The organism is Mesorhizobium sp. WSM3862 (assembly GCF_002294985.1).
Classification (GTDB): Bacteria; Pseudomonadota; Alphaproteobacteria; order Rhizobiales; family Rhizobiaceae; genus Mesorhizobium.
In genome coordinates this window covers 119,203-144,036 of record NZ_NSGE01000007.1, presented here as the reverse complement: position 1 = coordinate 144,036, position 24,834 = coordinate 119,203, and the positions used below count along the sequence as shown (strand labels likewise).

The 24,834-nt window shown below is 63.2% G+C and carries 21 protein-coding genes, 1 tRNA gene and 1 pseudogene; 15 read left to right on the top strand and 8 right to left on the bottom strand.

All coding sequences use genetic code 11. From position 1 onward, the window contains the following. Positions 1-124 precede the first annotated feature (124 nt). Complete coding sequence (locus CK224_RS21960) at positions 125-2,080, bottom strand: HWE histidine kinase domain-containing protein (RefSeq protein ID WP_245426095.1); 1,956 nt, start codon at positions 2,078-2,080, stop codon at positions 125-127. Positions 2,081-2,863: 783 nt separating this feature from the next. Here CK224_RS21960 and CK224_RS21955 point away from each other — a divergent pair. Beyond that, on the top strand, positions 2,864-3,757 hold the full coding sequence (locus CK224_RS21955; RefSeq protein WP_067000602.1) for a lipid kinase: 894 nt from the start codon (positions 2,864-2,866) through the stop codon (positions 3,755-3,757). A 283-nt stretch (positions 3,758-4,040) separates the two neighbouring features. On the opposite strand, the gene CK224_RS21945 is transcribed toward CK224_RS21955, so the two are convergent. Together CK224_RS21945 and CK224_RS21940 are read right to left on the bottom strand one after the other, a co-directional pair. Further along, entirely contained in the window at positions 4,041-4,589 is a 549-nt protein-coding gene (locus CK224_RS21945; protein ID WP_245299705.1) for a metallophosphoesterase, read from the bottom strand. 13 nt (positions 4,590-4,602) lie between these two features. Next, positions 4,603-5,067, bottom strand: a complete 465-nt coding sequence (locus CK224_RS21940; protein ID WP_095778605.1) for a hypothetical protein — start codon at positions 5,065-5,067, stop codon at positions 4,603-4,605. Positions 5,068-5,849: 782 nt separating this feature from the next. Between CK224_RS21940 and CK224_RS31415 the strand changes: the two genes are divergently transcribed. Further along, positions 5,850-5,922: transfer RNA gene (locus tag CK224_RS31415), tRNA-OTHER, on the top strand. A gap of 500 nt (positions 5,923-6,422) precedes the next feature. Further along, the gene (locus tag CK224_RS21930) at positions 6,423-6,656 is read left to right on the top strand and encodes a hypothetical protein (RefSeq protein WP_067329916.1); all 234 of its coding nucleotides are present in this window, start codon (positions 6,423-6,425) and stop codon (positions 6,654-6,656) included. 109 nt (positions 6,657-6,765) lie between these two features. Here the strand turns inward: CK224_RS21930 and CK224_RS21925 are convergent, their stop codons facing one another. Together CK224_RS21925 and CK224_RS21920 are read right to left on the bottom strand one after the other, a co-directional pair. Further along, complete coding sequence (locus CK224_RS21925) at positions 6,766-8,199, bottom strand: aldehyde dehydrogenase family protein (RefSeq protein WP_095783218.1); 1,434 nt, start codon at positions 8,197-8,199, stop codon at positions 6,766-6,768. A gap of 122 nt (positions 8,200-8,321) precedes the next feature. Continuing rightward, entirely contained in the window at positions 8,322-8,819 is a 498-nt protein-coding gene (locus CK224_RS21920) for a GAF domain-containing protein (protein WP_095783217.1), read from the bottom strand. Between the two features lie 191 nt (positions 8,820-9,010). Here CK224_RS21920 and CK224_RS21915 point away from each other — a divergent pair, with 191 nt between their 5' ends. The 5 genes and pseudogenes from CK224_RS21915 (at position 9,011) to CK224_RS21895 (ending at position 16,096) form a co-directional block, all read left to right on the top strand. Further along, on the top strand, positions 9,011-9,907 hold the full coding sequence (locus CK224_RS21915) for a GlxA family transcriptional regulator (RefSeq protein ID WP_245426115.1): 897 nt from the start codon (positions 9,011-9,013) through the stop codon (positions 9,905-9,907). Positions 9,908-10,068: 161 nt separating this feature from the next. Next, positions 10,069-11,364 carry a Xaa-Pro peptidase family protein gene (locus tag CK224_RS21910; protein ID WP_095783216.1) on the top strand — a complete coding sequence of 432 codons (1,296 nt, stop codon included), beginning with the start codon at positions 10,069-10,071 and terminating at the stop codon, positions 11,362-11,364. A 322-nt stretch (positions 11,365-11,686) separates the two neighbouring features. Then, positions 11,687-12,364, top strand: a complete 678-nt coding sequence (locus CK224_RS21905) for an isochorismatase family protein (RefSeq protein ID WP_095783215.1) — start codon at positions 11,687-11,689, stop codon at positions 12,362-12,364. A gap of 269 nt (positions 12,365-12,633) precedes the next feature. Then, positions 12,634-14,274, top strand: a complete 1,641-nt coding sequence (locus CK224_RS21900; protein WP_095783214.1) for an ABC transporter substrate-binding protein — start codon at positions 12,634-12,636, stop codon at positions 14,272-14,274. Positions 14,275-14,410: 136 nt separating this feature from the next. Continuing rightward, a pseudogene (locus CK224_RS21895) lies at positions 14,411-16,096 on the top strand (hypothetical protein). 45 nt (positions 16,097-16,141) lie between these two features. On the opposite strand, the gene CK224_RS21890 reads toward CK224_RS21895, so the two are convergent. Together CK224_RS21890 and CK224_RS21885 are read right to left on the bottom strand one after the other, a co-directional pair. Continuing rightward, positions 16,142-16,924 (bottom strand): hypothetical protein, encoded by a 783-nt coding sequence (locus CK224_RS21890; RefSeq protein WP_095783213.1) that lies wholly within the window; start codon positions 16,922-16,924, stop codon positions 16,142-16,144. Positions 16,925-16,967: 43 nt separating this feature from the next. Then, the gene (locus tag CK224_RS21885; protein ID WP_095783212.1) at positions 16,968-17,615 is read right to left on the bottom strand and encodes a hypothetical protein; all 648 of its coding nucleotides are present in this window, start codon (positions 17,613-17,615) and stop codon (positions 16,968-16,970) included. Between the two features lie 143 nt (positions 17,616-17,758). Here CK224_RS21885 and CK224_RS21880 point away from each other — a divergent pair, with 143 nt between their 5' ends. From CK224_RS21880 to CK224_RS21850, 7 genes are read left to right on the top strand one after another with little or no spacing between them, the layout of a single operon-like run. Next, the gene (locus CK224_RS21880) at positions 17,759-18,391 is read left to right on the top strand and encodes a DUF4129 domain-containing protein (RefSeq protein ID WP_067330190.1); all 633 of its coding nucleotides are present in this window, start codon (positions 17,759-17,761) and stop codon (positions 18,389-18,391) included. Beyond that, positions 18,388-19,599 carry a hypothetical protein gene (locus CK224_RS21875; RefSeq protein WP_095783211.1) on the top strand — a complete coding sequence of 404 codons (1,212 nt, stop codon included), beginning with the start codon at positions 18,388-18,390 and terminating at the stop codon, positions 19,597-19,599. Before CK224_RS21880 ends, CK224_RS21875 begins: the two co-directional genes overlap by 4 nt. Further along, complete coding sequence (locus CK224_RS21870) at positions 19,586-20,542, top strand: MoxR family ATPase (protein ID WP_095783210.1); 957 nt, start codon at positions 19,586-19,588, stop codon at positions 20,540-20,542. Before CK224_RS21875 ends, CK224_RS21870 begins: the two co-directional genes overlap by 14 nt. Next, positions 20,539-21,843, top strand: a complete 1,305-nt coding sequence (locus tag CK224_RS21865; RefSeq protein WP_095783209.1) for a DUF58 domain-containing protein — start codon at positions 20,539-20,541, stop codon at positions 21,841-21,843. Before CK224_RS21870 ends, CK224_RS21865 begins: the two co-directional genes overlap by 4 nt. Further along, the gene (locus CK224_RS21860; RefSeq protein ID WP_095778594.1) at positions 21,840-22,856 is read left to right on the top strand and encodes a stage II sporulation protein M; all 1,017 of its coding nucleotides are present in this window, start codon (positions 21,840-21,842) and stop codon (positions 22,854-22,856) included. The genes CK224_RS21865 and CK224_RS21860 overlap by 4 nt, the downstream gene beginning before the upstream one ends. Beyond that, the gene (locus CK224_RS21855) at positions 22,843-23,706 is read left to right on the top strand and encodes an RDD family protein (protein WP_095783208.1); all 864 of its coding nucleotides are present in this window, start codon (positions 22,843-22,845) and stop codon (positions 23,704-23,706) included. The genes CK224_RS21860 and CK224_RS21855 overlap by 14 nt, the downstream gene beginning before the upstream one ends. Before the next feature lie 15 nt (positions 23,707-23,721). Beyond that, a complete protein-coding gene (locus CK224_RS21850) occupies positions 23,722-24,102 on the top strand; it encodes a hypothetical protein (protein WP_067000555.1) in 381 nt (126 codons plus the stop codon). Here the strand turns inward: CK224_RS21850 and CK224_RS21845 are convergent. After that, positions 24,081-24,767 carry a D-lyxose/D-mannose family sugar isomerase gene (locus CK224_RS21845; RefSeq protein ID WP_095783207.1) on the bottom strand — a complete coding sequence of 229 codons (687 nt, stop codon included), beginning with the start codon at positions 24,765-24,767 and terminating at the stop codon, positions 24,081-24,083. The two genes, CK224_RS21850 and CK224_RS21845, sit on opposite strands and share 22 nt — an antisense overlap. Between the last annotated feature and the right edge of the window lie 67 nt (positions 24,768-24,834).

Sequence of the window (24,834 nt, the reverse complement as noted above, 5' to 3'; positions counted from 1 at the left end):
GTTTGGAAGTTGTCGGAACAGGCACCCCCTAAATTCCCGGGCCAAACTCTCCATTCTTCCTAGGTGGTAGTGCTGAAAGACGTCGCGGGTCTCGTCGCCGTCTGGTGTTTGCGTCGGTACTACGCTACTTGCTGCGGTCCAATCCCACCTTAAAAATGCAACGCAGCCCGGAGCGATCGTAGACCAGCTCAACCCCGCCCGTTCTTTCGCTGTCGAACACTCGCTGCAGGAGTTGCGTACCAAAGCCGTGTTTGCCAGGCACGACCGGCGGGCCGCCTTCCTCGCGCCATTCCAGGACCAGACTTCGGCCCCCATCGACGTATTCCAACCGCCACGAGATCGAGACCGATCCGGTAGGATTGGAGAGCGCCCCATATTTGATGGCGTTCGTGGTAAGTTCATGAATGGCCAGCGCGAAGGAAAGCGCCACGTTCGAGGGCAACCAAACCGGCTCGCCTGTGAGATCGAACCGATCGAGAGAGGCATGCGGGTCGATCGAGGCGGCAATGAGCGTGCTGAGATCGGCACCGCTCCAATTCTCCCGGGTGAGGATATCATGCGCTTCTGCCAGCGAAACCAGCCGGGCCGAAAGCGCCTCCTTTGCGAGCGCGAGGCTGGTTGCGCTGCGCATGGTCTGGCTCGCGATTGCCTGAACTACGGCCAGCGTGTTCTTGACCCGGTGATTTAGTTCATTGATCAACAGTTGGCGCTGCTCCTCACTCCGTTTGCGCTCGGAGATGTCCAGGCTGATCTGGACAGCGCCTATTACCGAGCCTGCCGCATCGCGGACGGGCCGCGCGCTGGAAAGCAGGTACCGTTGCACCCCGGATGGCAGCGTATAGGAGAATTCCTCACTGTCAGTTTCCTCGCCGCGCATGGCTCTGCTCAGCGGACGGTCTTCCCGGCTGATGGTCTGGCCGTCTTTGTACGCCAGCGTATCGATCACCAGGTCGGGCGTCCCAAAGGATCTCCGGGACTCCGTCGACAGGCCCATCAGTTCCGCCGCGAACCGGTTGCGGATCACCTGTCGCGCTTGCGGATCATAGGTGAACCAGACCGCCACCGGCGCCGTATCCAGAACGGTTTCCAACTCGCGCGTGCGTTCCGCGATTGCACGGCCGGCTTTGATCATAGCTTGGGCAATCGTGTCGAACTCGGCGACAGACGTCGACATAGGTTTGACCTCGCTCCCTTTGCCGAGCGCATCGGCGCGCGCGGCGAGGTCGACTGTGGCCTTGGTGAAGGTTTTACCGACCACGTAGCCCAGAGTGAGCGAAATAAGCAGCGCTGTTAAGCCTGTTGCACCAATCTGTGCGAGAGACCACCAGAGAGGTGCCTGAACATCAGAGAGCGGAACATTGGCGGTGTAGAACCAGTCCGAATAGGGCGATCGGTAGTACCCGGCCAGCAGCGTGGTGCCTTCGAAATTGCGAGATCGGAACGTACCGGAGCGACCGACGACCTTTGCTAAATATTCCGGCAAACCGGGCTTGCCGGTCACCTCACCATGCAACTTGGACCTTGCAACGTAGTTGCCCTCACGATCACCGACAGCGACCGTCCACCCTGCTGGTACCGCGGGCAGCATAGCAAGGCGAATGCGTTCCGTCGGGACCGACATCGAAAGCAGCAACGCCTGGCCTTTCGAGCCCGACACTTGTCTGGTGACCGCGATCCGGTATGCGTTCGATCCCGGCGCGGCGAACACGTTGCTGACCAGCACGCCAGCAAGATCCAGGTGCTCGCGCTCCTCGGGCGTCAGCGGTTCGGCCGAAGGCTCGGAGCCCTTGGCGGATTCAGTGCTTGCCAAGGCGCGGCCACCGAGATCACGCAGCGTGATTACCTGATCCGTACCCTGGACGAGGCGGCTCGCCTCGTTGCTAAAAGCCTGCAGATCATCATCGGCGAGAGCAGGCGCCTTGGAAAGCCCTTCCAGAAGGGTCTTGAGATTGACGATTTCGCCATCAACGACCAGCGACACCTGACGAGCAATCCAAAGCGCCTCCTGCTCGATACGAGACTGCTCATGCAGGGCGTAGGCAACGAACAGATAGGCAGCAAACAGCCAGACCGGCAACACGGCCGCTGCGATTAGTCCAAGCAGATGGGCTCGTACCGATCGACGAGGCAAATCTGTTTCCCTGTCTTCCCCAATACTGCAAGCTTAGCCGCAAGCTGGCGAACGACAAGCTTGGATTAACACGGCTGAACATGGCCAAGTTCGAAGGCCGATCGGCGCCAGACAATGCGGCTAAGCGAAACTCACTGAGTTGCAAAGAGTCCCGCCCGAGGGGTGGACAGAGGAGCCACGCGGGAACCAGAGCTTGGTTTTGCCGTCATTTCCGGCTCGGCGGGCCAGCGTATCCCGTCGCCTTTCATTCGAGGAACGAAAAGGTGGCGGACAACGATCTCGCTGAGGGGGCCAGCTTCGATACGCAAGGAGACAGGCACCGAACGGGTGTCCACGGGCAGCGAAGGTCTCGACGATACCGGAATGACGTGATTGCGATTCCCGAGCCCATGATCGGGCTGGAGCTGGAAGCAAGCGCTTAAAGAAATCTTGAGCGAGTCGGCCGTCAAACCTTCCAAGGACAAACTTCACTAGCCAAAGAGGCTCTCTCGCTCCTCGGGGGTCCTACTGCAGAAAGCGGATCGCTTCAGCCCGCCTTCTCAAGAAAGCGCTTCGCCATAGCCAATGTGGACCTTTTGCCCGCGAATGATCCGACGCCGCAGGCGCGCTTGTCGCTTAGAAACCGCGCGCCATAGGCGGGGCAGGCGTGACGTTTCGCGTCGGTTTGCGGTCGAAATCCGGAAGCAGCCACCCTATTTGCGTTGAGCCATGATCAGTCGGACCGATCTTTGAATGAGCGAAGCAGCCAAAAGGCGCGCGTTGCTGCTCCTCAATCCCAAGGCTCGGCGCGGCCAGGAGATGCTCGCGCCAATTGTGGAGCGGCTGGGGCGAGCTCGGCTTTCCGTCACTGTTGAGATGTTCGAGGCGTTGCCTGAAATCGCTCGAGACATCGTTCGCTTACGCCATTTGGCCGATCTTGTGGTCGTGTGCGGTGGTGATGGTTCGGTGTCCTCGGCGGCGACGGCGATCATGGAAAGCGGCCTGCCGATGGGCATCATTCCTATGGGGACGGCGAATGACCTTGCTCGCACGCTCAACATTCCGATGGATCTCCTGCAGGCCGCCGATGTGATCGCGCGAGGCCGAACCCGGCTGATCGATGTCGGGACGGTCAACGGTCATGCCTTTTTCAACGTCGCAAGTATCGGACTCAGCACCGAACTGGCGCAGGGTCTTGACCCCGCACTGAAGAAGCGTTTCGGCAGGCTGGGCTATGCGCTGGCGGCGATGAAAGTGTTGACCCGGGCCGCGCGGTTTCACGCGAAGATTACCGAAAAAGGCGCGGCGATTGAGGTCGAAACCTACCAGATCGCGGTTGGAAACGGTCGGCACTACGGCGGCGGCAACGTGGTGGAAGAAACGGCCGAGATCGATGACGGACATCTCGATCTCTATAGCTTGGAAATGACGAACCTCTGGAAGCTGGCGCTGATGCTCCGCTCTTTTCGTTCTGGAACGCATGGCGCATGGCGTGAGGTGCGCACGGCCAGGTGCGTCGAGTTCGACATCGAGACGCGGAAGGCGATGCCGGTCAACACCGATGGCGAGATCGTCACGTCGACACCGGCCCATTTCAAGGTTCACCCAAAGGCGATCTCGGTCTTCGCGCCGGATCGCGCCCTGTAAGCCCCGCGTCTTACGGTTTGATCAGTTTCCAGAGCCTCGCCTAGCGCTCGATCAGCGGCAGAGCACGAATGTGCTCGCCGTTGAGTAGAGAAGGTCGAAGGCGACGAAGGTGAGCAGCTCGGCGTTCAGGTCATGCGCGAATGGACGGCATGAAAGTTCGGCCGTCCGTCGGGATCCCACGCGATCATCTCGCCGTCGATGATGAAAGACTCGGGTGTTCGGTTAGCGCGGTCCAAAAGAACGGCCGCCCCTGGATGCTCTCGCTGGCCGGCTGACCTACTTTTTAAGCTGGCGAAGCCTGCGTCCGGGCACCGCCTTTTTGGATCAATGCTGGCAGCGGGACCGGCCGAAAGTTCCAAGCATCTACGCCAACGTCATACTGGCGTGGAAGCGGCTTGAGCTTCCCATGCGAGTGACCGTGCAAATTGATCGACTTCTTGCCCATCTGATTCCAGGTGCGGAACGGATAGTGGCACAGGATGAGAAGCACCCCGTTGAACCTGAGTTCCGCGTAATGCTGAATACTGGCCCATCCGTCGGCGGCGGTCGTTTCGTCCGGGTCATTGTTGCCGATGATCAGGTTCTTGCGCCCATTGAGGCGCGACAGAAGTGCCTCCCCGCCTGCTTTGCCGTGGCGCGCGAAGTCGCCAAGATGCCAGACCTCGTCGTCAGGCGTGACGGTCTCGTTCCAGAAAGAGATCAGCGCTTCGTCATGTTCGGCAAGCGATGCGAAAGGCCGCCGGTCAATCCGTAAGATGCGGGCATCATTGAAATGCGTGTCGCTCGTAAAAAATAGCATCAGGGCATGCCGGCAATGCAGATCGAAACCCATCCTGGGCCTAAGGCTAGCAGCCTTCGGCCTTTAAGGATCTTACCATTCGCACAATGATCCGATCATAAGGCGTTTTCTCCGATCTGCTGTAGTTGATCGTGAAAAGCGCGGCGCGGTCATCACAGACCCTGATGGCGCGAACATATCGGATCTCGCCGTTTTTGATCCCTGAATAGCTCGCCCAGGTCGAGGTCAGGCGCCGGTACGTCAACTTCCAGCCAGCCTTTTCGTCTTCCAGCATGCGATGCTCGATCTCGGCCCGAAAGCTGGCTCTGCCAAGTCTGGCGCCCCACACGGCAAGAAACGCGTCTCGTTCGCCTTGGAATGCAGCACCCTGATCCGAATGCTGGGTGAGGACGAAACCAGGCGGAACATCGAATGTGAAGCCCAGTTGCCGGACCCCAAACGGCTGCCAGTCCTGGGCCTGAAGGGAGGCGGTGCAAAAAAGAAAAGTGAATATACTCAACGCAACCAGCATCGGCTTGATTTAGCGCCGCTTCATAAGGCGTCCAGATCAGCTGGGGCCCCGGCCCACGATCTGGTGATCCATCGCAGAGCTGCAGCGGCGTTCGGGCCATGATCTCGACGGACAAGCCTGGCTTGGCGCAATTGTGTCGCCGGACTTTGCGGGAAGCTGCCGTCAAACCCGCAACCGCCAATGCGGCACACCAGCCGCTAACTCCAAGGCTGCACCGGCCGCCGTTCAGGGCCGAGCGCTAAGACTGGGGCGCAGGTCTGCTTAAGGAAAAGCTGGGCGTATACGTCCCGTTCTTCGGCTGTGATGCCTTGCTCGCGAGTCAATTGCTTGAAGGCTTCGCGCAGCTGATCGAGGTCGAACGTTGAAATGTGTTTGGGGGTAGTCATTGCGCACCTAGGGGTGATGTTCCACTCATTTCTTGGCAGCTCGCGAGAGGCCTTGCGAAGGCTTGGCTTCCTGTCGGGTTCGCTTGCGCTGCTGTCTCCCAACGCGACGGCAATAGCCGACGCGACGTCGCACCGAACTGCGTTCAGCGAGGCTTGTTCCGCTGAACGGCTTGTCTTCTTTCTAATATTAGCAAAGTCTTTATGAAGGTCCCGCCGGCCCATGACTCGTTAACCATGGCAAAGGGCTTGAGCATTGCGACGAAGTGCATCGATGCAATCATCATTCAGGATGACGGTCGGGCCGGTCTGTCGACCCCATCGCCATCCCCATTCGATCCCATCGCCCCCGAAAGAGGCCAAAGACAAGGTGGATCTTCTCTGGGAGCTGGCAGCGTTGCTGGTGATAGGAACGGGTAGACCAGCGGACTCTTAACTCCGCCGGTCCTGGTTCGAATCCAGATTCGCAGCTAGAACTGTGAGAATTCAATTGCTTGGGAAATTTCGTTTGCCGGCATCGCTGTCCGCGGGGTTCGCCCATAGGACGATATATTAGCGAATTAACGAATCGTAGACCGCGCTGTCCTATTCTGGGACAGCGCGGACACTACCCATCGGCCGCGCAGGCGGCTCCGGCTTTCAGGCAACCCTACCCCTGGCCGGAGCCGCCACCTTGTACATACCAGCAAGGGTTGAATCAACCCTTACCAAGCATCCTTACTGGTGCATTTTGCCGATCGTTAGATTTTGAAATGCCGAGGACGTTAGCCGTGCCGCGCGGAGGATGATCTGCCTCCGCCACATCCGATGGCATCCGGGAATCCGCCCAAAGCCTTCACCGATCATATTAGCGATCAACGATGTATTAACGACTAAGGCGCAGCCTTGCCGGATCGGGGACGAGAACCGCCCCCTGATCGACGATCCGGCACTTTATGTGCCGAGACGTTCGACCGATGCGGAGCCAAACGCATGAGTGTCGAAACAGCGCTGGCGCAGCTGTTGCGCATGCTTCACCGTCGAGCCTTGAACTTGGCGGCGTTGCCGGACGATGAAAGACTTGCTCATTACGACCTCATCCGCCGCTCGTGCTGCGGAGCAGCCGAGCAAATCGGCCAGAGCCCCGACAATGCTGCCATCACGGCAAACAGCGTGGTCGAATTCACTCGCGCCATGGTGGGCATCATCGAGGCAAGGCGCGGGTAAGAAGGCGGCGAGGAAGAGCTGATCGGCTGTCGCGGCAAGCGGCTCATGGCAAATGGCGAAGCCGAGATCGCGCCCTTTCTCTATCTGCCTGCGCCGGCCTCTGTTCCGCCTACTCCGCCGCCGCGTATCCCGCGATGCCCTTGATCTCCAGAAAATCCTCGAGACCGTATTCGGCATATTCGCGGCCGTTGCCGGACTGCTTGTAGCCGCCGAAGGGCAGGCCGGCGTCCCACGTCGGATAGTTGATATAGACGTTGCCGGAGCGCATGCGGGCCGCGGCCTGGCGCGCCTTCTCGATGTCCTTGGCCTGGATGTAGGAGGCGAGGCCGAAGACGGTGTCGTTGGCCAACTCGATCGCCTGCTCGACCGTGTCGTAAGGCATGATCGACAGCACCGGCCCGAAGATTTCCTCGCGCGCGATGCGCATGTCGTGCGTCACGTTGGCGAAGACAGTCGGGCGGACATAGTAGCCGCGGTTGAGCTCAGCCGGACGGCCGGGGCCGCCGGTGACCAGGGTTGCGCCTTCGTCGATGCCGCTCTGGATCAGGTCTTGAATCTTGTCGAACTGCAGCTGGCTTACCACCGGGCCAAGCTTCGTTCCCGGCGCGTCGGCCGGGCCAACGGTGAGTTTCTCCGCCGCCGTCCTGGCATAGCCGGCGGCCTCGTCATGCCGATCGCGCGGCACGAACATGCGGGTCGGCGCGTTGCAGGACTGGCCGCTATTGCCAAAGCAGCCGGCCACGCCCTTGGTCACCGCCCTTTGCAGATCGACGTCGGGGAACAGGATATTGGCGGATTTACCGCCGAGCTCCTGATGCACACGCTTCACCGTGTCGGCGGCCGCCTTGGCGACGAGGATGCCGGCCCGCGTCGAGCCGGTGAATGACATCATGTCGACATCCGGATGGCTGGCCAAAGCCTGCCCGACAGTTGGGCCATCGCCGTTGACCAGGTTGAAGACGCCCTTCGGCACACCGGCCTCGTCCATGATCTCTGCGAAGATGATGGCGTCGAGCGGCGCGATCTCCGAAGGCTTCAGCACCATGGTGCAGCCGGCGGCGAGCGCCGGGCCGACCTTGCAGGTGATCTGGTTGAGCGGCCAGTTCCAGGGCGTGATCAGGCCGACGACGCCGATCGGCTCCTTGACGATCAGCGAGGAGCCTTTGACATGGCGAAACTGGAAGGTCTTCAGCACCTCGGCCATCTTCTCCAGATGCGCTTGGCCGACGCCGACCTGGCTGTCCAGCGCCATCTGGCGCGGCGCGCCCATCTCGCGCGAGACGGCGAGCGCAAGGTCCTTGCTGCGCTTCTTGTAGACCTCGATGACGCGGTTGAGGATGTCGAGGCGCTCCTCGACTTCACTGAAGCCGAAAGTGGCGAAGGCGCGCCTGGCGGCAGCGACCGCCTTGTCGACATCGGCCTTGGTGCCCAGCGAGATCTGCGCGAAGGCGTCTTCGTTCGACGGATCGATGACGTCGAAATTGTTCGGCACCACCGGATCGACCCACACGCCTTCGATATAGAACTGCAGATTGTGCGACATATCTTCTCCCTTCGGCGCGCTTGGCGAGCGTCATATTCCGCCAGAGATAACGACGCGCGTATTGCAACGCAAGACAGGGTCGTTGAGCCAGAGGCGTAGCCGTACCGCAGTCCGCTAAGAGTTCAGTCCTCAAAGGAACTGGCGGCCACATAGATCGCGGCAAGCTTCTCGATGCCGGCCTGGTCTTCCTTGTCGAAGCGGCCGGGCAGCGGGCTGTCGAGATCGAGCACGCCGAAGATGCCTTCGGCGTCGCGCAAGAGCACGACCAGTTCCGAGCGCGAGTCGGCATCGCAGGCGATGTGGCCGGGAAAATCGTGCACGTCCTTGATCAGCATCGACATGTCGAGATCGACCGCCGTGCCGCAGACGCCCTTGCCGACCGCTATGCGCACGCAGGCCGGCTTGCCCTGGAAGGGGCCGAGCACCAGCTCTTCGTCGGATTGAAGGAAATAGAAACCCGCCCAGTTGAGGTCGGGCACCATCTGGTAGATGAGCGCCGAGGTGTTGGCGGCGTTGGCGATCGAGTCGCGCTCGCCTTCCAGCAGCGCTTTCAATTGCCTGGCCAGCTCATCGTAGAAGGCCGGCTTGCTGCTCGTGTCGACGGCCGTTGCCGCAAACATCCTGGTCGTTTCTCCGTTGCTAGGGCGCTGAAGCGCCCGCTACAGTTTGGCCTTCTCTGCCACCAATGCTGCGCGCGGGAAACACAAAAGTCGTGAGCGCCATTCTCGCCAACCGAAAACGCGACCGCGCGCAGCCGGAGGCGCGCGAGACCCCGCTCACCTTCGCGGTGCTGGTCTTTCCCGGCTTTCCGATGATGGCGTTTTCCTCGGTCATCGAGCCGCTGCGCGGCGCCAACATTCTTTCGAAGCGCGACTGCTACCGATGGGTGATCGTCGGCGCGGATGAGGGCACGGTCGAAGCCTCCAACGGCGTCGTCATCCAGCCCTGCTTCTCGGCCGCCAACGCACCGAAGGTCGATCGCATCGTCGTCTGCTCAGGCGGCGATGCCGACCATGTCGTGGCCGACGAGGCGATGAGTTGGATCCGCAAAAGCCTGCGCGGCGGCGCGCATATCGGCGCGGTGGCGGATGCGGCGTTCTTCCTCGCCCGCGCCGGCCTGCTCGACGGACATGCCTGCACCTTGCACTGGACCAGCCAGGCCGCTTTCACCGAGGCGTTTCCCGACATCGAGCTCAGGCGCGATCTCTTCGTCATCGACCGCAAGCGTTTTACCTCGGCGGGCGGCGTCGGCAGCCTCGACATGATGCTGGAGATCATCACGCGCGACTACGGCGCCGAGCTCGCCGCGGGTGTCGCGGAATGGTTCGTGCACTCTCCCCTGCGCTCGAGCGTCGACCGCAGGCTGATGCCGCTGCGCCTGCGCACCGGGGTGCAGAACGAGCTGGTGCTGTCGGCGATCGCCATCATGGAGGACGCGGTCGAGGAACGGCTCGGCATGGCGGAACTGGCTGAGCGGCTTGGGGTCTCGCCCGACAAGCTCGAGCGCAATTTCCGCGCTGAGCTGGATATCTCGCCGAACGGCTATTACCGGCGGCTCAGGCTGAAGCGCGCCGCCGATCTGCTGGCGCATTCGACGCTGATGGTGCGCGATGTCGCGCTGGCCTGCGGTTTTGCTTCGATGTCGAGTTTCGCGCGGGCGTTTCGCGAGGAGCATGGGCACGCGCCGAAGGCGATGCGAAGGCATTAGGGTGCGCTTTGCTGCTACTACGCAGACTTCCTTCACACCCCCTCTGTCCCGCCGACGTTGCAGTGACGACATCGGTCGCGCGGCATCCTGCACGACATTTGCGGAATGCCGCACAAGCTCTGCATCCTGCCCGGCTATGTTCGCGGGAACAGGAGGCACCCATGAGCATCGTCGTTTTCGATCCCGACAGCACCGAGGATGTGGACTTCAAGGACCGCATGCGCCACCCGGCCGCGGCCGATCCCGCCGGCGGCATGTGGCTCTCCGACACCGAGCCCTCATTCATCGATGCGGACGCACTGCGCAAGGGGCGGCTCGCCAAACTGCGCGCCTGGATGCGCGAGGCGGGCTATGGCGGAGTGGTGCTGTTCGACCCCTATAACCAGCGCTACGCCACCGGCTCGCGCAACATGTTCGGCTATTTCCTGCGCAATTCCACCCGCTACTTCTTCATCCCGACCGAAGGGCCGATCGTGCTGTTCGAGTATCCGCAGAGCTACCATGTCTCGATGGTGCTCGACACGATCGACGAGGCGCGTCCTTCCAAGCTCGTCTGGTCCTCCGTCTCCGGCCGCGACGACGAGACGGCGGGGCCGTTCGCCGACGAGATCATCGAGTTGCTCAAGAAGCATGGCGGCGGCTCGATGAAGCTTGGCCTCGACCGCTGCAGCCATCTGCAGGCGGTGGCTCTGGAAAAGCGCGGCTGCGAGGTGAAGGACTGCCAGGGCGAGATTCTTGCCGTGCGCGCGGTGAAAACGCCGGAGGAGGTGAAATGCCTGCAGGCCTCCATGGCCGGAGCTGAAGCGGCGGTGGCCGCCGTGCGCGAGGCGATCAAGCCCGGCGTTTCCGAAAACGAGCTCTTCGCCATTATGTATCACGAGGTGATCCGCCAGGGCGGCGAGTTCATCGAGACCCGGCTGCTGACTTCAGGACAGCGCACCAATCCGTGGTTCAACGAGGCGAGCGGCCGCAAGATCAGGCCGGGCGAGTTGGTCGCGCTCGATACCGACACGATCGGCTGCTACGGCTATTATTCCGACTTCTCGCGCACCTTCCGCTGCGGCCCGGGCAAGCCGACTCCCTACCAGAAATCGCTCTATCGGATGGCGCATGACCAGGTGCAGCACAACATTTCCATCGTGAAACCCGGCATGGCCTTCCGCGAGATCGCCGAGAGGGCCTGGAAAATCCCGGACCGCTTCGTCGATCAGCGCTATACCTCGGTCATGCACGGCGTCGGCATGCATGGCGAGACGCCCTTCATCGCCCACGCGATGGATTACGAGACGTACGGCCGCGACGGCATGATCGTGCCGGGCATGGTGGTGAGCGTCGAAAGCTATATCGGCGAGAAAGGCGGCCGCGAGGGCGTCAAGCTGGAGGACGAGATTCTTATTACCGAAACGGGGACCGAGCTGCTTTCGCGGTTTCCTTATGAGGATGAGTTTCTGGAATGAGCGGTTTGATGCCGATACGCTCTGTTGGCGCCGCCCACACATTGTCGCAGGCGTTCGAGATTGGCCGCCGCACTCATGTCGTCGTCATCCTAGAGCGAAGCAAGGAGCGAAGCGACGCGGCGCAGGCCATAGGATCCATTCCGTTACGTCGGAGCGCCGCAACGGTGCAGAATTCTGTTAGGCCGCACTCTTCGATCAAGGTAACGGAATGGATTCCAGGGTCTTCGCGACGCCGCTTCGCGGCTGCTTCGCGCTGGAATGACGAAGCTGATACGCTGCGGCACATTCCGACGCGCCGCGGCACCCCTTCGAGAGCATCCGCATGAAATCCCCCATTTCCATCCGGCGCGGCACGGTGGCCGCGGTGTTCATCGATCTCCAGGAGGAGCATCGCAAGGACAAGCGCTATCTGGTCGAAGGCTTTGCCGACATCCTCGCCAACGTCCAACGCCTGCAGCAGGCGGCGCGGCGCAATTTCGTGCCGCTCTATCATTGGGCCTACATCGTCGACCTCGCCGAGGCGCGGCCGTTCCATCCGCTCGACGAGAGCGGCAAGTCGGCCTTCTCCGACAAGGACGATCCGCTGACGGAGATCTGCCATGAAGTAGCGCCGCAAAACGGCGAAGCCACTCTGGTCAAGCAGGAAGCCAGCGTCTTCGGCAAGAACGATTTTGGCGACAAGCTCGAAGCAGCCGGCATCGAATGGCTGGTGATTGCCGGCGTGTGGACCGAAGCCTGCATCGACGCCACGGTGAAGGACGCGGTCGCGCGCGGTTTTCGCGTGCTCCTGGTCAAGGATGCCTGCGGCAGCGGCAGCAGCGCCATGCACCAGACCGGCATCCTCAACCTCGCCAACCGCCTCTATGGCGGCGCCGTGACCAACACGCTCGACGCCTGCCGGCTGATGGCAGGCGACACGGTGAGCGTGTGGCAGGTCGAGGGATCGGTGCCGCTGCGCTTCACCTTCGAGAATGCGGCGCAACTTTACGCAGAGCTCTGACCGCGAAGACCGGAGACCCAGCCGCCCGGCAAGGCGCAGCAATTATGCGCGTCAGCCAACTTTAGCCTGCGGAACAGCGCACAAGAATTGCGGAAAACCAAACATTCCGCCGCGGAAAGCGGACCTATGATCTCCTCGCAGGCAACGGCGCCCGGCGGCCGTATCCGCCTCCGCGCCTGACGGCAAGGGGGCGCCCTGGGTTTCGTGCAGGTCGTTGCCGCCAAAAGCCGCCGCGCGGGCGACCTGCACCAACAATAGAGGGAACGACAATGAAATTCATGCTGACCGACAGAAAACTGCACCCGCGGGCAAAGCCGACCGCGGAGGATTTCAAGAAGGGCGCGATCAGCCGGCGCGAGTATCTGGCGCTTATGGCCGGCTTGGGCGTCAGCGCCGCCGGCGCGCTGGCGCTGGGCGGCCTTACTCCCTCGCCCGCTCGGGCCGAGGAGCCGAAGCGCGGCGGGGTCCTGCGCGTCGCCATGAACGTGAAGGGCTTCAAGGATCCGCGCACTTTCGACGGCGTCGAGATGTCGAATGTCGCGCGTCACTGCAACGAATATCTGGTGCGCTGGAAAACCGACTTCACCTTCGAGCCCTGGCTGCTCGAAAACTGGGAGACCAGCGACGACGCCAAGACGATCACGCTTCACGTGCGCAAAGGCATCACCTGGTCCAACGGCGACACTTTCAACGCCGACGACGTGATCCACAACCTCAACCGCTGGTGCGATGCCTCGGTCGCCGGCAATTCGGTCGCCGCGCGCATGGGCGCGCTCGTCAATGCCGATACCAAGAAGCCGGTCGACGGCGGTATCCAGAAGGTCGACGACTACACCGTCAAGCTCAACCTGCCCAAACCCGACATCTCTCTGATCGCCGGCATGGCCGACTATCCGGCGCTGATCATGCACCGCTCCTATGAAGGCGATGCCGATCCGAAGAAGGCTTTGGCCATCACCACCGGCCCGTGCGAGCTGGTGAGTTGGGACGCCGAGACCGGTGCGGAGGTGAAGCGCAAGGACAAGCCGTGGTGGAAGGGCGAGTTCTATCTCGACGGCATCGAGTGGGTCGACTACGGCTCCGATCCCAATGCCATGCTGTCGGCCTTCGAATCCGGCGAGATCGACACCGACCACGAGACCGCCTCGGACGCCGTGTCGCAGACCGAGCAGATGGGGCTCGAAAATTCCGAGATCGCGACCGGCTCGACCATCGTCGCGCGCTTCAATGTCGGCAACGCGCCCTATGACGACGTCAAGGTGCGCCGTGCCGCCCAGCTTGCCGTCGACAATGCGGCCGTGCTGAAGCTCGGCCTCGACGGCAGGGGCAAGCCCGCCGATAACCACCATGTCGGACCGATGCATCCCGAATTCGCCGATATCGGCCCGGCCAAGCGCGATGTCGACGCGGCGAAGAAGCTGTTGGCCGAATCCGGCAAGGCCGACCACGAATACGAGCTGATCTCGGTCGACATCGAATGGCAAAAGAGCACCGCCGACGCGATCGCCGCCCAGATCCGCGAGGCCGGCCTCAAGATCAAGCGCACCGTGCTGCCGGCTGCCACCTTCTGGAACGACTGGAGCAAGTTCCCCTACTCCTGCACCGAATGGCTCGGCCGCCCGCTCGGCGTCCAGGTGCTGGCGCTGGCCTATAAATCGGGCGCGGCCTGGAACGAAAGCGCTTATTCGAACAAGGAGTTCGACGAGCTTCTCGATAAAGCACTTGCGACGCCGGACGCCGCCCAGCGCAAGGAGATCATGGCCAAGATCGAGCAGAATTTGCGCGACTCCGGCATCATCATCCAGCCCTACTGGCGCTCGGTCTACCGCACCTACCGCAAGGGCGTGCATGGCTGCGAGCAGCACCAGGCGCTCGAGCAGCATTTCGAGACGGTTTGGCTGGAGTCCTGAATCCTCCCAGGACCGAAAGGGCCGGCGTGGCTCGGCAGAGCCGCGCCGGCCGATTGGCATTTGCCAAGCTCCAGCCCTTCGGCTCAGATTGCGCCGGACGGCCCCCCGCCGCTCGGAATGCAAGAAGCAGCAAGGTATGGACCAGTTCGATCTCGGCACCTACCGGCGCCCTATATCCACATCCTCGGCGGAGACGCAGCGCTGGTTCGATATTGGGCTGAACTGGTGCTACGGCTTCAATCATGAGGAAGGCATCAAGTGTTTCGAGAGGGCGCTGGAGACAGATCCGGACTGCGCGCTTGTGCATTGGGGCATCGCCTATGCCGCCGGGCCTTTTTACAATCTCACCTGGAAAGAGCACGGCAAGGATGAGGCGAACCGCGCCGCCAGGCGCTGCTTCGACCATGTGCAGCTCGCGCGTTCGAAGGCGGCAGGCGCCAGTCCTGTCGAGCAGCGGCTGATCGAGGCGCTGGCCGCCCGTTTTCAGCAGCCGCATGGCGTGAGCACGGCGGAATTCGAAAGATGGGACGACGCCTATGCGGCCGCGATGCGTCAGGTCTATCGCGAGTTCCCCGACGATCATGACGTGATGGCGCTGACCGTCGAAGCGCTGATGATGCGCACGGTGCGCCGGCTGTGGGACCTGAAGACCGGAAGGCCGGCGCCGAACTCCGACGTGTTGGAAGCGCTGGACATCTGCGAGCGCTCGATCCGGCTGTCGGATGAGGCCGGCGCCACGCCGCATCCGGCGACCCTGCATCTCCACATCCACCTGCTGGAAATGTCGACGCAGCCCGAGCGCGGCATGCGTTCCGCGGACCAGCTCGGCACGATGTGCCCCGATGCCGGCCATATGAACCATATGCCCGGGCATATCTACACGCTCTGCGGCGAGTATGAGAAAGCGAAACTCGCCAGCGAGAAGGCGGTGCGCGCCAACGACCTTTACCTCGCCTATGCCGGAGAGCCGACCTACTACCTGCTCGGTTGCTGCCACGACCTGCATCTGATGATGTTCACCTGCATGCTTCTCGGCCAATACCGCCCGGCGCTGTGGGCGGCCGACAAGGTGCGCAGCCTGGTGACGCGCGACGTCGTCAGCCTTCGCGAACGGCCGAAGCTGACGCAGACGGTCGAAGGCTACCACGCCATGACATCGCATGTTCAGGTGCGCTTCGGTCGCTGGCGCGAGATCATCGACGAGCCGATGACCAGCGAGCCGGAGCTCTATGTCCTGACGGCGGCCATGCAGCTTTACGCCAAGGGGGTGGCACATACGACGCTGCGCGAGTTCGCGGCCGCCGAGCGCGAGCGCGAACGGTTCCACCGGCACCTCGAGACCATTGCGCCCGAACGCCGCTTCCTCAGCAACCCGACACGGGCGTCGCTCGCGGTCGGCGCGGCGCTCCTCGATGGCGAGCTCGCCTATCACCAGAGCCGGCACGACGAGGCCTACGATTACCTGCGGCGCGCGGTCGAGCTCGACGATAACCTCTCCTACACCGAGCCGTGGGCCTGGATGCATCCGCCACGCCACGCGCTGGCGGCTCTCTTGCTCGACCAGGGCCACGCGGCAGAGGCCGAGCAGGTTTATCGCGACGATCTGGGCCTCAGCGGCGCCGTGCAGCGCTGCGCCCAGCATCCGGACAATGTCTGGGCGCTGCACGGGCTGGTCGAATGCCTGAAGCGGCGCCGCGAGAGCGAGGAGCTGCCGGGCTTGTAGGCGAAACTTGCTTTGGCGGTGACCAAGGCGGACGTGCCGATCACATCGTCATGCCTCTGCCGCACGAGCATGCAGGCAGACCACTGCTGTTGTCGTTGAGACAGCGGGCGGCCGCCGTCAAAGTGGAAGGCGGCCCGGCCGTTGCTAAGAGAAGATTTTCGCCAACTCATCGACGCTGGTGCCTTCCTTGACTTGGCGCAGTTCGACATAGCTGACCGCGGTGGCGACGGAGAGCACCATCGAGACGACGGCCTGCACCACGGCGGCGCCCAGTTCGGCAAGGATCCCGCCGAAGAGAAGCAGCACCACCAGGATTCCCCACTGGATGACCATCGCGATGATGACCAGGATGAGGAAGAGGCCGAACAGCGACCAGCGATTGCCTTTGGTCAGCGCTCGGCTGCGCGACATCGAGCCGAATACGCCCAACCGTTCCTGGATGAGGACGGGAACCGACATCGACCAGCCGAGCCACAGGATGATGCCGGGAACGATCAGCGCGATCATCGCAAGCGCAGAGCCGATGCCGACGAGCAGGCCGATCGCAAGCGTCGGCAACAGGAAGCGGATGGCAATCTGCACGCTGTCGCCGAAGGATGGCCGCCTTCCGTTCAGATCCTCGATTGTTGCCCGCACCAGCGACGACTGGAGCAGCAGCGTGAAGACGAAGGAAATCAATCCCGCGAGGATGCTGAGATAGGAGTTGCGCAGCATCGCGTTCGGATCCGCCATGGCACTCGGATCGCCATTCATCACCGCTTCCATCTGCGGTTGGGTCCATAACCTGATGAGCAGCGTCGGGAGGCCGGCGAACAAAAGCCCAAGCCCGACGCAGAGTCCTATGTTGCGCGTGATGACGGCAAAAGTGCTGTTGAACACCCTGCCGATTTCGAATCTGCCTGGTCGTCCCAATGTCGCAGTGGTCATGATAGCTTTCCCCCGAGCCGCCGCCGAATCCAATTCGGCAACTTCAAAGTAAATTTGCCAAGAACTGCGAGCTCCGTCCAGTGGACTTGCAATTGTTTCGGGTATTCCCGGTGTCAGCCAGAACCGCCGGCTGCAGAAAAAGCTCACGGTCGCGCTCTGATTTGAGGCCAGGATGGCGATTTTCAGGCAGGCTTTCAGCGGGGCTGCCGCTCATCAGCACTTCGGCCACCGACCAGCCGAGCCCGAGGATGATTCCGGGCACCAGCAAGGCAATCGAGGCCGCGCCCACGCCGAGCGCTACAAGCAGACCTATGGCGACCGTGGGCAACAGGAAGCGGATCGCTGTTGCGATGGAATCCCTGAAAGTCGGCTTCTTGCCGTTCATGTCCTCGATCGCCACTCGGACGAGGCTCGACTGCAACAGAACCGCAAAGGCGAGATAAAGCATTACAATGACCGCAGTTCCAATGATGAAGCCGAGCTTGTAGTTCGTGATAGCCTTGGCGAAATTGGCCGGATTTCCAGGATGGGAATTTAGACGCACGAGCTGGGTGACCAGTTGCGGTAGTCCTGAAAACAGCGCCGCAAGACCAACGCAGAGTACAATATTACGACCGATCACGGAGAAAGTGTTGTTGAACACTCGGCCGATCTGATACTTCTCCTGCCGTACCAACGCGGCTGAAGTCATGACGCCCTCCCCTGCTTGGCCGCTCCACGCCAGCCTATCGCCCCAAAGCAAATCTGCCAGTATTGACGAGACGCGTCCAATCACTTGCAATTGTCCTGCGGTATTGCCAGTGTCGAACCCGTGGGTAGCAGGGGAGCGAGTTGGTGACAGCGGCACAGCCGGCCACAGCGGACGCCGAATGGCTGGCCAAGATGCACAAGCAGCTGCTGGCTGACGATTCGATCCAGTTTGACCTGCCGGGGCTGGTGCGGCCGGAGCCGCCGGAATGGCTGAAGCCTTTTCTGGAAGCCCTGGCAAAGCTAGGCCCTTACATGATCTATCTGTTCTGGGGCGCTGTGATCATCGGCGTCGCAATCATCGTGTTCCTGCTCGTGCTCGAGGCGAAGGGCATCGCCTGGCGGCTGCCGTGGCGGCGCGTGAGCAAGGAGGCGGAGGCGCAGGAGGAATGGCGCCCGGATGCCGGCGCGGCTCAGATCCTGCTCTCCGAAGCCGATGCGCTCGCCGCGCGCGGCGACTATGACGAGGCGGTGCATCTGCTGCTCCGGCGCAGCGTTGCCGACATCGCCAGCCGCCTGCCCGACTTCCTGCGCCCGTCGCTGACCGCGCGCGACATCGCCGCCGCAGGTTCCATCCCGTCCCGCCCCCGCGCTGCCTTCAGTGAGATCGCGCGCATCGTCGAGGCCGCCTTGTTCGCTCGCCGGCCGGTCGGCGCCGAGGGCTGGCAGCAGGCGCGCGGCGCCTATGAGCGCTTTGCCTTCCGGGATGCCTGGGCATGAGCGCGGAGGCGACAGAGGCACAAGAGCCGTTCAGCCGCAGGACGCTGTTCTGGGGCATCTTCGCCAGCCTGCTCGCGGCCGCCGGATTCTTCCTGCTCTCGACCTACGCTCCGGACTTTCGTCAGCCCCAGGGCGGCGCAACACCGCTCTCCAAGGGCGGCACCGGCTATGCCGGGCTCGTGGAATGGCTGAAGCTCACCAACGGGCAGGCGCCGCCCATGGCGCGCGGGGAGAAGGATCTGCAATCTCCCCTGGCATCCACATTCCTGCTGATCGTCACCATCGCGCCCAACAGCGACCCGGCGGCGCTTCAGCGCATCATCAAGCTCCGCTTGGGCAAGCACACGCTTTTCGTGCTGCCCAAATGGGTCACCTTTCCGCAGCCAGGCCAGGAGGGCTGGGAGACGAAAGTCGAGCGGCTGCCCGCAACGGCGGTCAACGACTGGCTCGGTCGCCTCGCCAAGGCCAAGCTCGGCGACGGCAAGCCATCGGTCGATCGGATCGATGTAGAGGGGCGCAAGATCGCCGTGCCCGAGGAGTTGCAATGGGTAGCCGACAATCATCCGCTGATTGCGGCGGGTGACGGCAAGGCTGTTCTCACCGAACTCGACAGCGAACCCTTCTACATCCTCACCGATCCCGATCTCATCAACAACGCGGCGCTGAAGGATCCGCAAAAGGCGGCGGCGGCGCTCGACATGATCGCCATGCTGGAGCCCGCCAAGGGCGCGGTTATGTTCGACCTGACGCTTCACGGCATCGGCCAGAACTACGATCTCGGCAAGCTCCTGGTCGAACCGCCCTTCCTGGCGCTGACGCTGTCGGTGCTGGTGGCGGCTGCCCTCGCCTTCCTGCACGGGCTCGGTCGCTTCGGGCCGCCGCGCACGGAGGGTCGCGCCATCGCCTTCGGCAAGCAGGCGCTGGTCGACACCACGGCAATGCTCCTGAAGCGGGCAGGACGGCTGCAGGAACTCGGCGACCGCTATGCCGCGCTGATGCGCCAGCGCGCCGCCGCGCTGCTTGGCGCGCCGCACGGGCTGCAGGGTGAAGCGCTGGACCGCTGGCTGGATTCCCGCGACAAAAATGAAGCGAACGGCTTCACCGTGCGGTTCAAGGCTGCGAACGGTTCCAACACATTGGCCGCAATGCATGAAGCAGCGGAAGAGCTGCATGACTGGACGGCAAGGAGGCTCGGTGAACGTCGATGAAGTGAAAGCCCTGGCGAGCGCGATCAGGGAAGAAGTGGCTAAAGCGATCACCGGGCAGCGCGACACGGTCGATCTGATGCTGACGGCGCTGTTCGCCGGCGGCCATATATTGCTCGAAGGTCCGCCCGGTACCGCAAAGACCATGACCGCGCGCTGCTTCGCGCAGGCGCTCGGCGTCGCCTATGGGCGCATCCAGTTCACGCCCGACCTGATGCCCGGCGACATCGTCGGCGCCAACATCTACAATTTCCAGACCGGCCAGTTCACGCTGACGCGCGGCCCGATTTTCTGCGATCTGCTGCTTGCCGACGAGATCAACCGCACGCCGCCGAAGACGCAGGCTGCACTGCTCGAAGCCATGCAGGAGCACGCGGTCACATTCGACGGCACGACCCATTCGCTCGGCAAGAACTTCATGGTGGTGGCGACGCAGAACCCGATCGAGCATCAAGGCGTCTATCCGCTCCCCGAGGCCCAGCTCGACCGCTTCCTGTTCAAGCACCGGGTCAGCTATCCGGACGCGCAGGAAGAACGTGCCATCATCATCCACCACGGCGGCGGCTCCGCCTCGCACAATATCGAGCAATACGGCATCAAGGCGCAGACCGACCGCAAGACGCTGGAGGCGGCGCTTGCCACAGTGGGCGCCGTCACGCTGGTCGACGACGTCGTCGGCTACATCGCTGCCCTCGTGCGCGGCACGCGCAAAAGCCCGGATCTGGAGGTCGGCGCCAGTCCCCGCGCCGGCGCCATGCTGGCGCGCGCGGCGCGAGCCCGGGCCGCGCTCGACGGCCGCAACTATGTCATCCCCGACGACGTCAAGGCTTTAGCCGTGCCGGCGTTGCGCCACCGCGTCATCCTCTCGCCGGCGGCGCAGATCGACGGACGGCTGGTCGAGCAGATCGTGTCCGACCTGGTCGACCAGACGGAAGCGCCGCGTTGATCTATCCGAGCGGCAGAGCGGTATGGGCGGCGGCGGCGGGAGCGATTCCCGCCTTCCTGATCGCGCTCGCGCTGCCGCATGTCTGGTATCTCGGGCTGCTCTGGATTTGCGCTTTGCTTGCCTTCTTGGCGGTCGACGCGGCGGCCGGGCGCGGACGCGCGTCGCTCAGCGCGACGCTCACCGCGCCGCCGCAGGTCGGCGTCGGCGGACGTTTCACGCTGCACATCGCGGCCGGTCTCGGGGCGCGAACGCGGTGGCTGCAGGCGCGCGTCGGGCATGACCAGCGGCTGGCGCCGGTCAACGGAACGGGCGGCACGCTGCCGGCGAATGGCGGCACGCTCGATCTCGAATTCGACGCCGTTCGGCGCGGCATCGCCAGCTTCGATCGGCTATGGCTGCGCTGGCAAGGGCCGTTCGGGCTGGTCTGGAACCAGGCCGTGCTGCCGGTGGACCGCAAGATAGCGGTGCTGCCCGATGTCAGCCGCGCGCGCGACGAGGCGATCACGCTGCTGCAGCGTTCCGCTCTTGCCGACGGGCATGCCCAGAAGCGCGCCGGCCAGGGCCGCGAGTTCGAGGCGCTGAAGGACTACCAGCCCGGAATGGGCCGGCGCATGATCGACTGGAAGCGCAGCGCCCGCCACGGCAAATTGCTTGCCCGCGAATTCCGCATCGAAGAGAACAACAACATCGTCTTGGCCATCGATAGTGGCCGGCTGATGTGCGAGCCGGTCGAGGGCGTGCCGAAAGTCGACCGGGCCGTGACGGCGGCGCTGTTGTCCGCCTTCATTGCGCTCAAGGGCGGCGACCTCGTCAGCCTGTTTTCTTTCGACGCCAGGCCCCGCGTTTCCAGCGGCGCCGTGCGCGGCTCGCCGAGCTTCACCATGATCCAGAAGCGCGCCGCCGAGATCGACTATTCGACCGAGGAGACCAATTTCACCCTGGCGCTGACGACGCTCGCCGCGAAGCTCGACCGGCGCTCGCTGGTCATCGTGTTCACCGATTTCGTCGACCCGATCAGCGCCGAGCTGATGCTGCGCACCGTCGGGCGGCTGACCGAGCGGCATCTGGTGCTGTTCATGCTGATGAAGGATGTCGAGCTGGAGACCTTGGCCGATATGGCGCCTACCGCCCCGGAGGACGTGGCCCGCGCGGTCACCGCCGGCGACCTGCTCAAACAGCGGCAGGTGGTGATCGGACGCCTCAGGCTGCTCGGCGCGCATGTCATCGAGACCGACCACCAGCGGCTCGGCCCCGCCCTGGTCGAGCGCTATATCCAGCTCAAGGAGGAAAACCTCTTATGACGCTGCCCGCCGGCACCGATGCCGTCCGCCAGTCGCTGGCAAGCTTCCGCCAGGAGCGCGAGGCCGACTGGAAGGCGTTCGAGGCGCTGCTTGCCCGCGTCGAGAAGCGGGCGCCGCGCGCCCTGTCGGAAGACGAGCTGCTGTCGCTGCCCCTGCTCTACCGCTCGGCGCTGTCCTCGCTTTCGGTGGCACGCGCCACTTCGCTCGACAGCGCGCTCGTCGCCTATCTCGAAGCGCTCTGCCTGCGCGGCTATTTTTACCTCTATGGCGCGCGGCGATCCTTGAGAACGCGCATCGGCGACTTCTTCCTGCACGACTGGCCGGCGGCGATCCGCGACCTGTGGCGCGAGGTGTGGGCATCGGTCGCCCTCACGGTTATCGGCGCCATTGCCGGATACTGGCTGGTCGCCTCCGACAAGCGCTGGTATGACGCCATCATCGCGCCGAGCCTCGCCGGCGGGCGCAATCCGGATTCGTCGGCCGAGATGCTGCGCAGCGTGCTTTATGGCGGCGGCGACCACTTTCTCTCGGGCTTCGCAGCTTATCTATTCACCCACAACACGCAGGTGTCGATCCTGGCCTTCGCGCTCGGCTTCGCCTTCGCGGTGCCCAGCGTGCTGATCATCCTGATGAACGGCTGCATGCTCGGCGCCATCTTCCAGATCTATGCCGCCAAGGGGCTCGGTTTCGAGCTCGGCGGCTGGCTGTCGATCCACGGCACGACGGAGCTTTTTGCCATCGCCATCGCGGGCGCGGCCGGCATGCGAATCGGCACCAGCATCGCCTTTCCCGGCGAGCTGACGCGCATGGCCGCGGCCTCACGAGCGGGCCGCGTGGCGGCTACCGCGATGGTCGGCGTCGTCGTGATGTTGCTGTTTGCCGGCCTGCTCGAAGGCATCGGCCGGCAGACGATCACAAGCGATATCGCCCGCTATTCGATCGGCGGCGGCATGCTGGCGCTCTGGATTTCTTATTTCTACCTGTTCCGGATGGTGCGGCATGGCAACGGCTAGGAATCCCGCCGCGCTGGTGCGCCCGCTGGTCACGCCGGAGGGCGTGGACCTGCGCGTCAAGCTGGCGGATGCCGGGACGCGGGCTTCGGGATTCCTGCTCGATGTGGTGATCATCGTCGTCGCCGCCGTCGCGGTCAGCCTTGTCGCGATCTTCGGCCTGGGCGGGCTCGGCGTGAAGGACGCCGAACCGCTCTTCATCGTCTGGATCATTTTCATCTTCCTGCTGCGCAACGTCTATTTCATCGCCTTCGAGGCGGGCCGGCGGGCGGCGACGCCCGGCAAGCGGATGGTCGGCGTCCGCGTCGCTTCGCGCAGCGGCGCCGGCCTCAGCCTCGACCAGGTCATCGCGCGCAACCTGATGCGCGAGATCGAGGTGTTCCTGCCGCTGTCGATCCTAGCGGCGCGCGGCAGCGCCGGTGTCGCCGACACGCTGTCGACCATCTTCGGACTGGTGTGGGCGCTGCTGTTCTCCTTATTCCCGCTCTTCAACCGCGACCGGCTACGGATCGGCGACCTGCTCGCCGGAACCTGGGTGGTCGAGGCGCCGAAGGTGGCGCTGCTCGAAGATCTATCGCTGCGCAAGAATCCGGTCGCGACCCGCTTCCAGTTCAGCGCCGCGCAGCTCGACGCCTATGGCATCGCCGAGCTGCACAAGCTGGAGGAAGTGCTGCGCCGCGACGACTATTTCGCGATGAAAGCGGTGGCGGAAACGATAGGCCGCAAGATCGGCGCCAAGGTCGAGCCGGTCGATTCAAGGGCCTTCCTCACCGCCTATTACGGCGAGCTGCGCGCGCACCTGGAGCGCAAGCTGCTGCTGGGCAATCGGAAGGCGGACAAGTACGCGCGGTAGATTGGAGCTCTCAGTATGTCTGAAACAATCAGCCAAGCCGAGAGCGCCAGAATAGAAAGCGCCATTCAGGCAGCAGTTGCCGGGTCGTGGGAGGTTTTTGCAAAACTCACCGATGAACCGTTTCCAAACGATGCGTCGATGAGGGAGCAGTTCGAAGATTCCACTCCCCGACTGCAGCAGGCCGGAGGAAATTGGGAAATGACCTGGGGCATAGGCATCGTACCCGACGACGGGACGCGCGTGATCACAGCCATGATCAAAGCGCCGCCCACCGTGGATATTGTCCTCACGCTGCACAGCACGAGCGACCGGGACGACAGCACTATCAGTGTCTGGACCTTCTTTCAGCAGCGTGGGACGACTAGGCCCTCGCCCTACCCCACCCATTTTTCATAATCCGACACCAGAAGGTGAACCGGCGCCACATCCTCCTCGACGTTGGAGAAGCGGCCGATCGGATCGCGGAAGACGTTGTCGGTGAGGTCGTCGTTGACGGTCGAGACCTCGCCGATCAGCACGTCCTTGCCCTCGGCCCAGAAGGCGTGCCAGACGCCCGGCAGCAGCGTCACGCTCTGGCCCGGGTCGAGCTTCAGGAGACCGCCGGCGGGCAATCTGGTGATGGTGCCGTCGACCGGCACCGACACTTCCGCCTTCGGATCGATGCCGCCGTCGCGGTCGTGCATGAACAGTTCCAGCACCAGCTTGCCGCCGCCGCGGTTGATGATGTCCTCGGCCTTGATGTTGTGGCGGTGCATGGGCGACAGCTGGTCCTTGCGCGAGATCATGATCTTCTCGGCGTAAAGCATGCCCATGCCGAGCTTCATGTCCGCGTAGCGGCCGTTGCGGACGGTAAAAAGGAAGAGACCAAGCTCATCGAACTTCTCCTGGCCGTAGTCGGTGATGTCCCAGCCGAGACGCGAGCTGAAAATGGCCGAGGAGTCCGCCTTGTGCGCCTTCATCTCTTCCGGCGACCAGTAGGCGAAGGGCGGCATGATGTAGCCGAACGAGCGGCTGAAGGCGTCGGCTTCGCGGATGATGTCGTTGATTTTGGAGCGCTTCATGGTCGTTTTCCTTCCGGCCGCTGCCTGCTGAAATTTGCCAACCCGAATATCGCAATGCCGGTCCGCT

Excerpts from the sequence above, each read along its gene's own strand:
- CK224_RS21955 (WP_067000602.1), top strand. The coding sequence starts at position 2,864 with ATGAGCGAAGCAGCCAAAAGGCGCGCGTTGCTGCTCCTCAATCCCAAG.
- CK224_RS21945 (WP_245299705.1), bottom strand. The coding sequence starts at position 4,589 with ATGGGTTTCGATCTGCATTGCCGGCATGCCCTGATGCTATTTTTTACG.
- CK224_RS21940 (WP_095778605.1), bottom strand. The coding sequence starts at position 5,067 with ATGCTGGTTGCGTTGAGTATATTCACTTTTCTTTTTTGCACCGCCTCC.
- CK224_RS21930 (WP_067329916.1), top strand. The coding sequence starts at position 6,423 with ATGAGTGTCGAAACAGCGCTGGCGCAGCTGTTGCGCATGCTTCACCGT.
- CK224_RS21925 (WP_095783218.1), bottom strand. The coding sequence starts at position 8,199 with ATGTCGCACAATCTGCAGTTCTATATCGAAGGCGTGTGGGTCGATCCG.
- CK224_RS21920 (WP_095783217.1), bottom strand. The coding sequence starts at position 8,819 with ATGTTTGCGGCAACGGCCGTCGACACGAGCAGCAAGCCGGCCTTCTAC.
- CK224_RS21915 (WP_245426115.1), top strand. The coding sequence starts at position 9,011 with ATGATGGCGTTTTCCTCGGTCATCGAGCCGCTGCGCGGCGCCAACATT.
- CK224_RS21910 (WP_095783216.1), top strand. The coding sequence starts at position 10,069 with ATGAGCATCGTCGTTTTCGATCCCGACAGCACCGAGGATGTGGACTTC.
- CK224_RS21905 (WP_095783215.1), top strand. The coding sequence starts at position 11,687 with ATGAAATCCCCCATTTCCATCCGGCGCGGCACGGTGGCCGCGGTGTTC.
- CK224_RS21900 (WP_095783214.1), top strand. The coding sequence starts at position 12,634 with ATGAAATTCATGCTGACCGACAGAAAACTGCACCCGCGGGCAAAGCCG.
- CK224_RS21890 (WP_095783213.1), bottom strand. The coding sequence starts at position 16,924 with ATGACCACTGCGACATTGGGACGACCAGGCAGATTCGAAATCGGCAGG.
- CK224_RS21885 (WP_095783212.1), bottom strand. The coding sequence starts at position 17,615 with ATGACTTCAGCCGCGTTGGTACGGCAGGAGAAGTATCAGATCGGCCGA.
- CK224_RS21875 (WP_095783211.1), top strand. The coding sequence starts at position 18,388 with ATGAGCGCGGAGGCGACAGAGGCACAAGAGCCGTTCAGCCGCAGGACG.
- CK224_RS21860 (WP_095778594.1), top strand. The coding sequence starts at position 21,840 with ATGACGCTGCCCGCCGGCACCGATGCCGTCCGCCAGTCGCTGGCAAGC.
- CK224_RS21855 (WP_095783208.1), top strand. The coding sequence starts at position 22,843 with ATGGCAACGGCTAGGAATCCCGCCGCGCTGGTGCGCCCGCTGGTCACG.
- CK224_RS21850 (WP_067000555.1), top strand. The coding sequence starts at position 23,722 with ATGTCTGAAACAATCAGCCAAGCCGAGAGCGCCAGAATAGAAAGCGCC.
- CK224_RS21845 (WP_095783207.1), bottom strand. The coding sequence starts at position 24,767 with ATGAAGCGCTCCAAAATCAACGACATCATCCGCGAAGCCGACGCCTTC.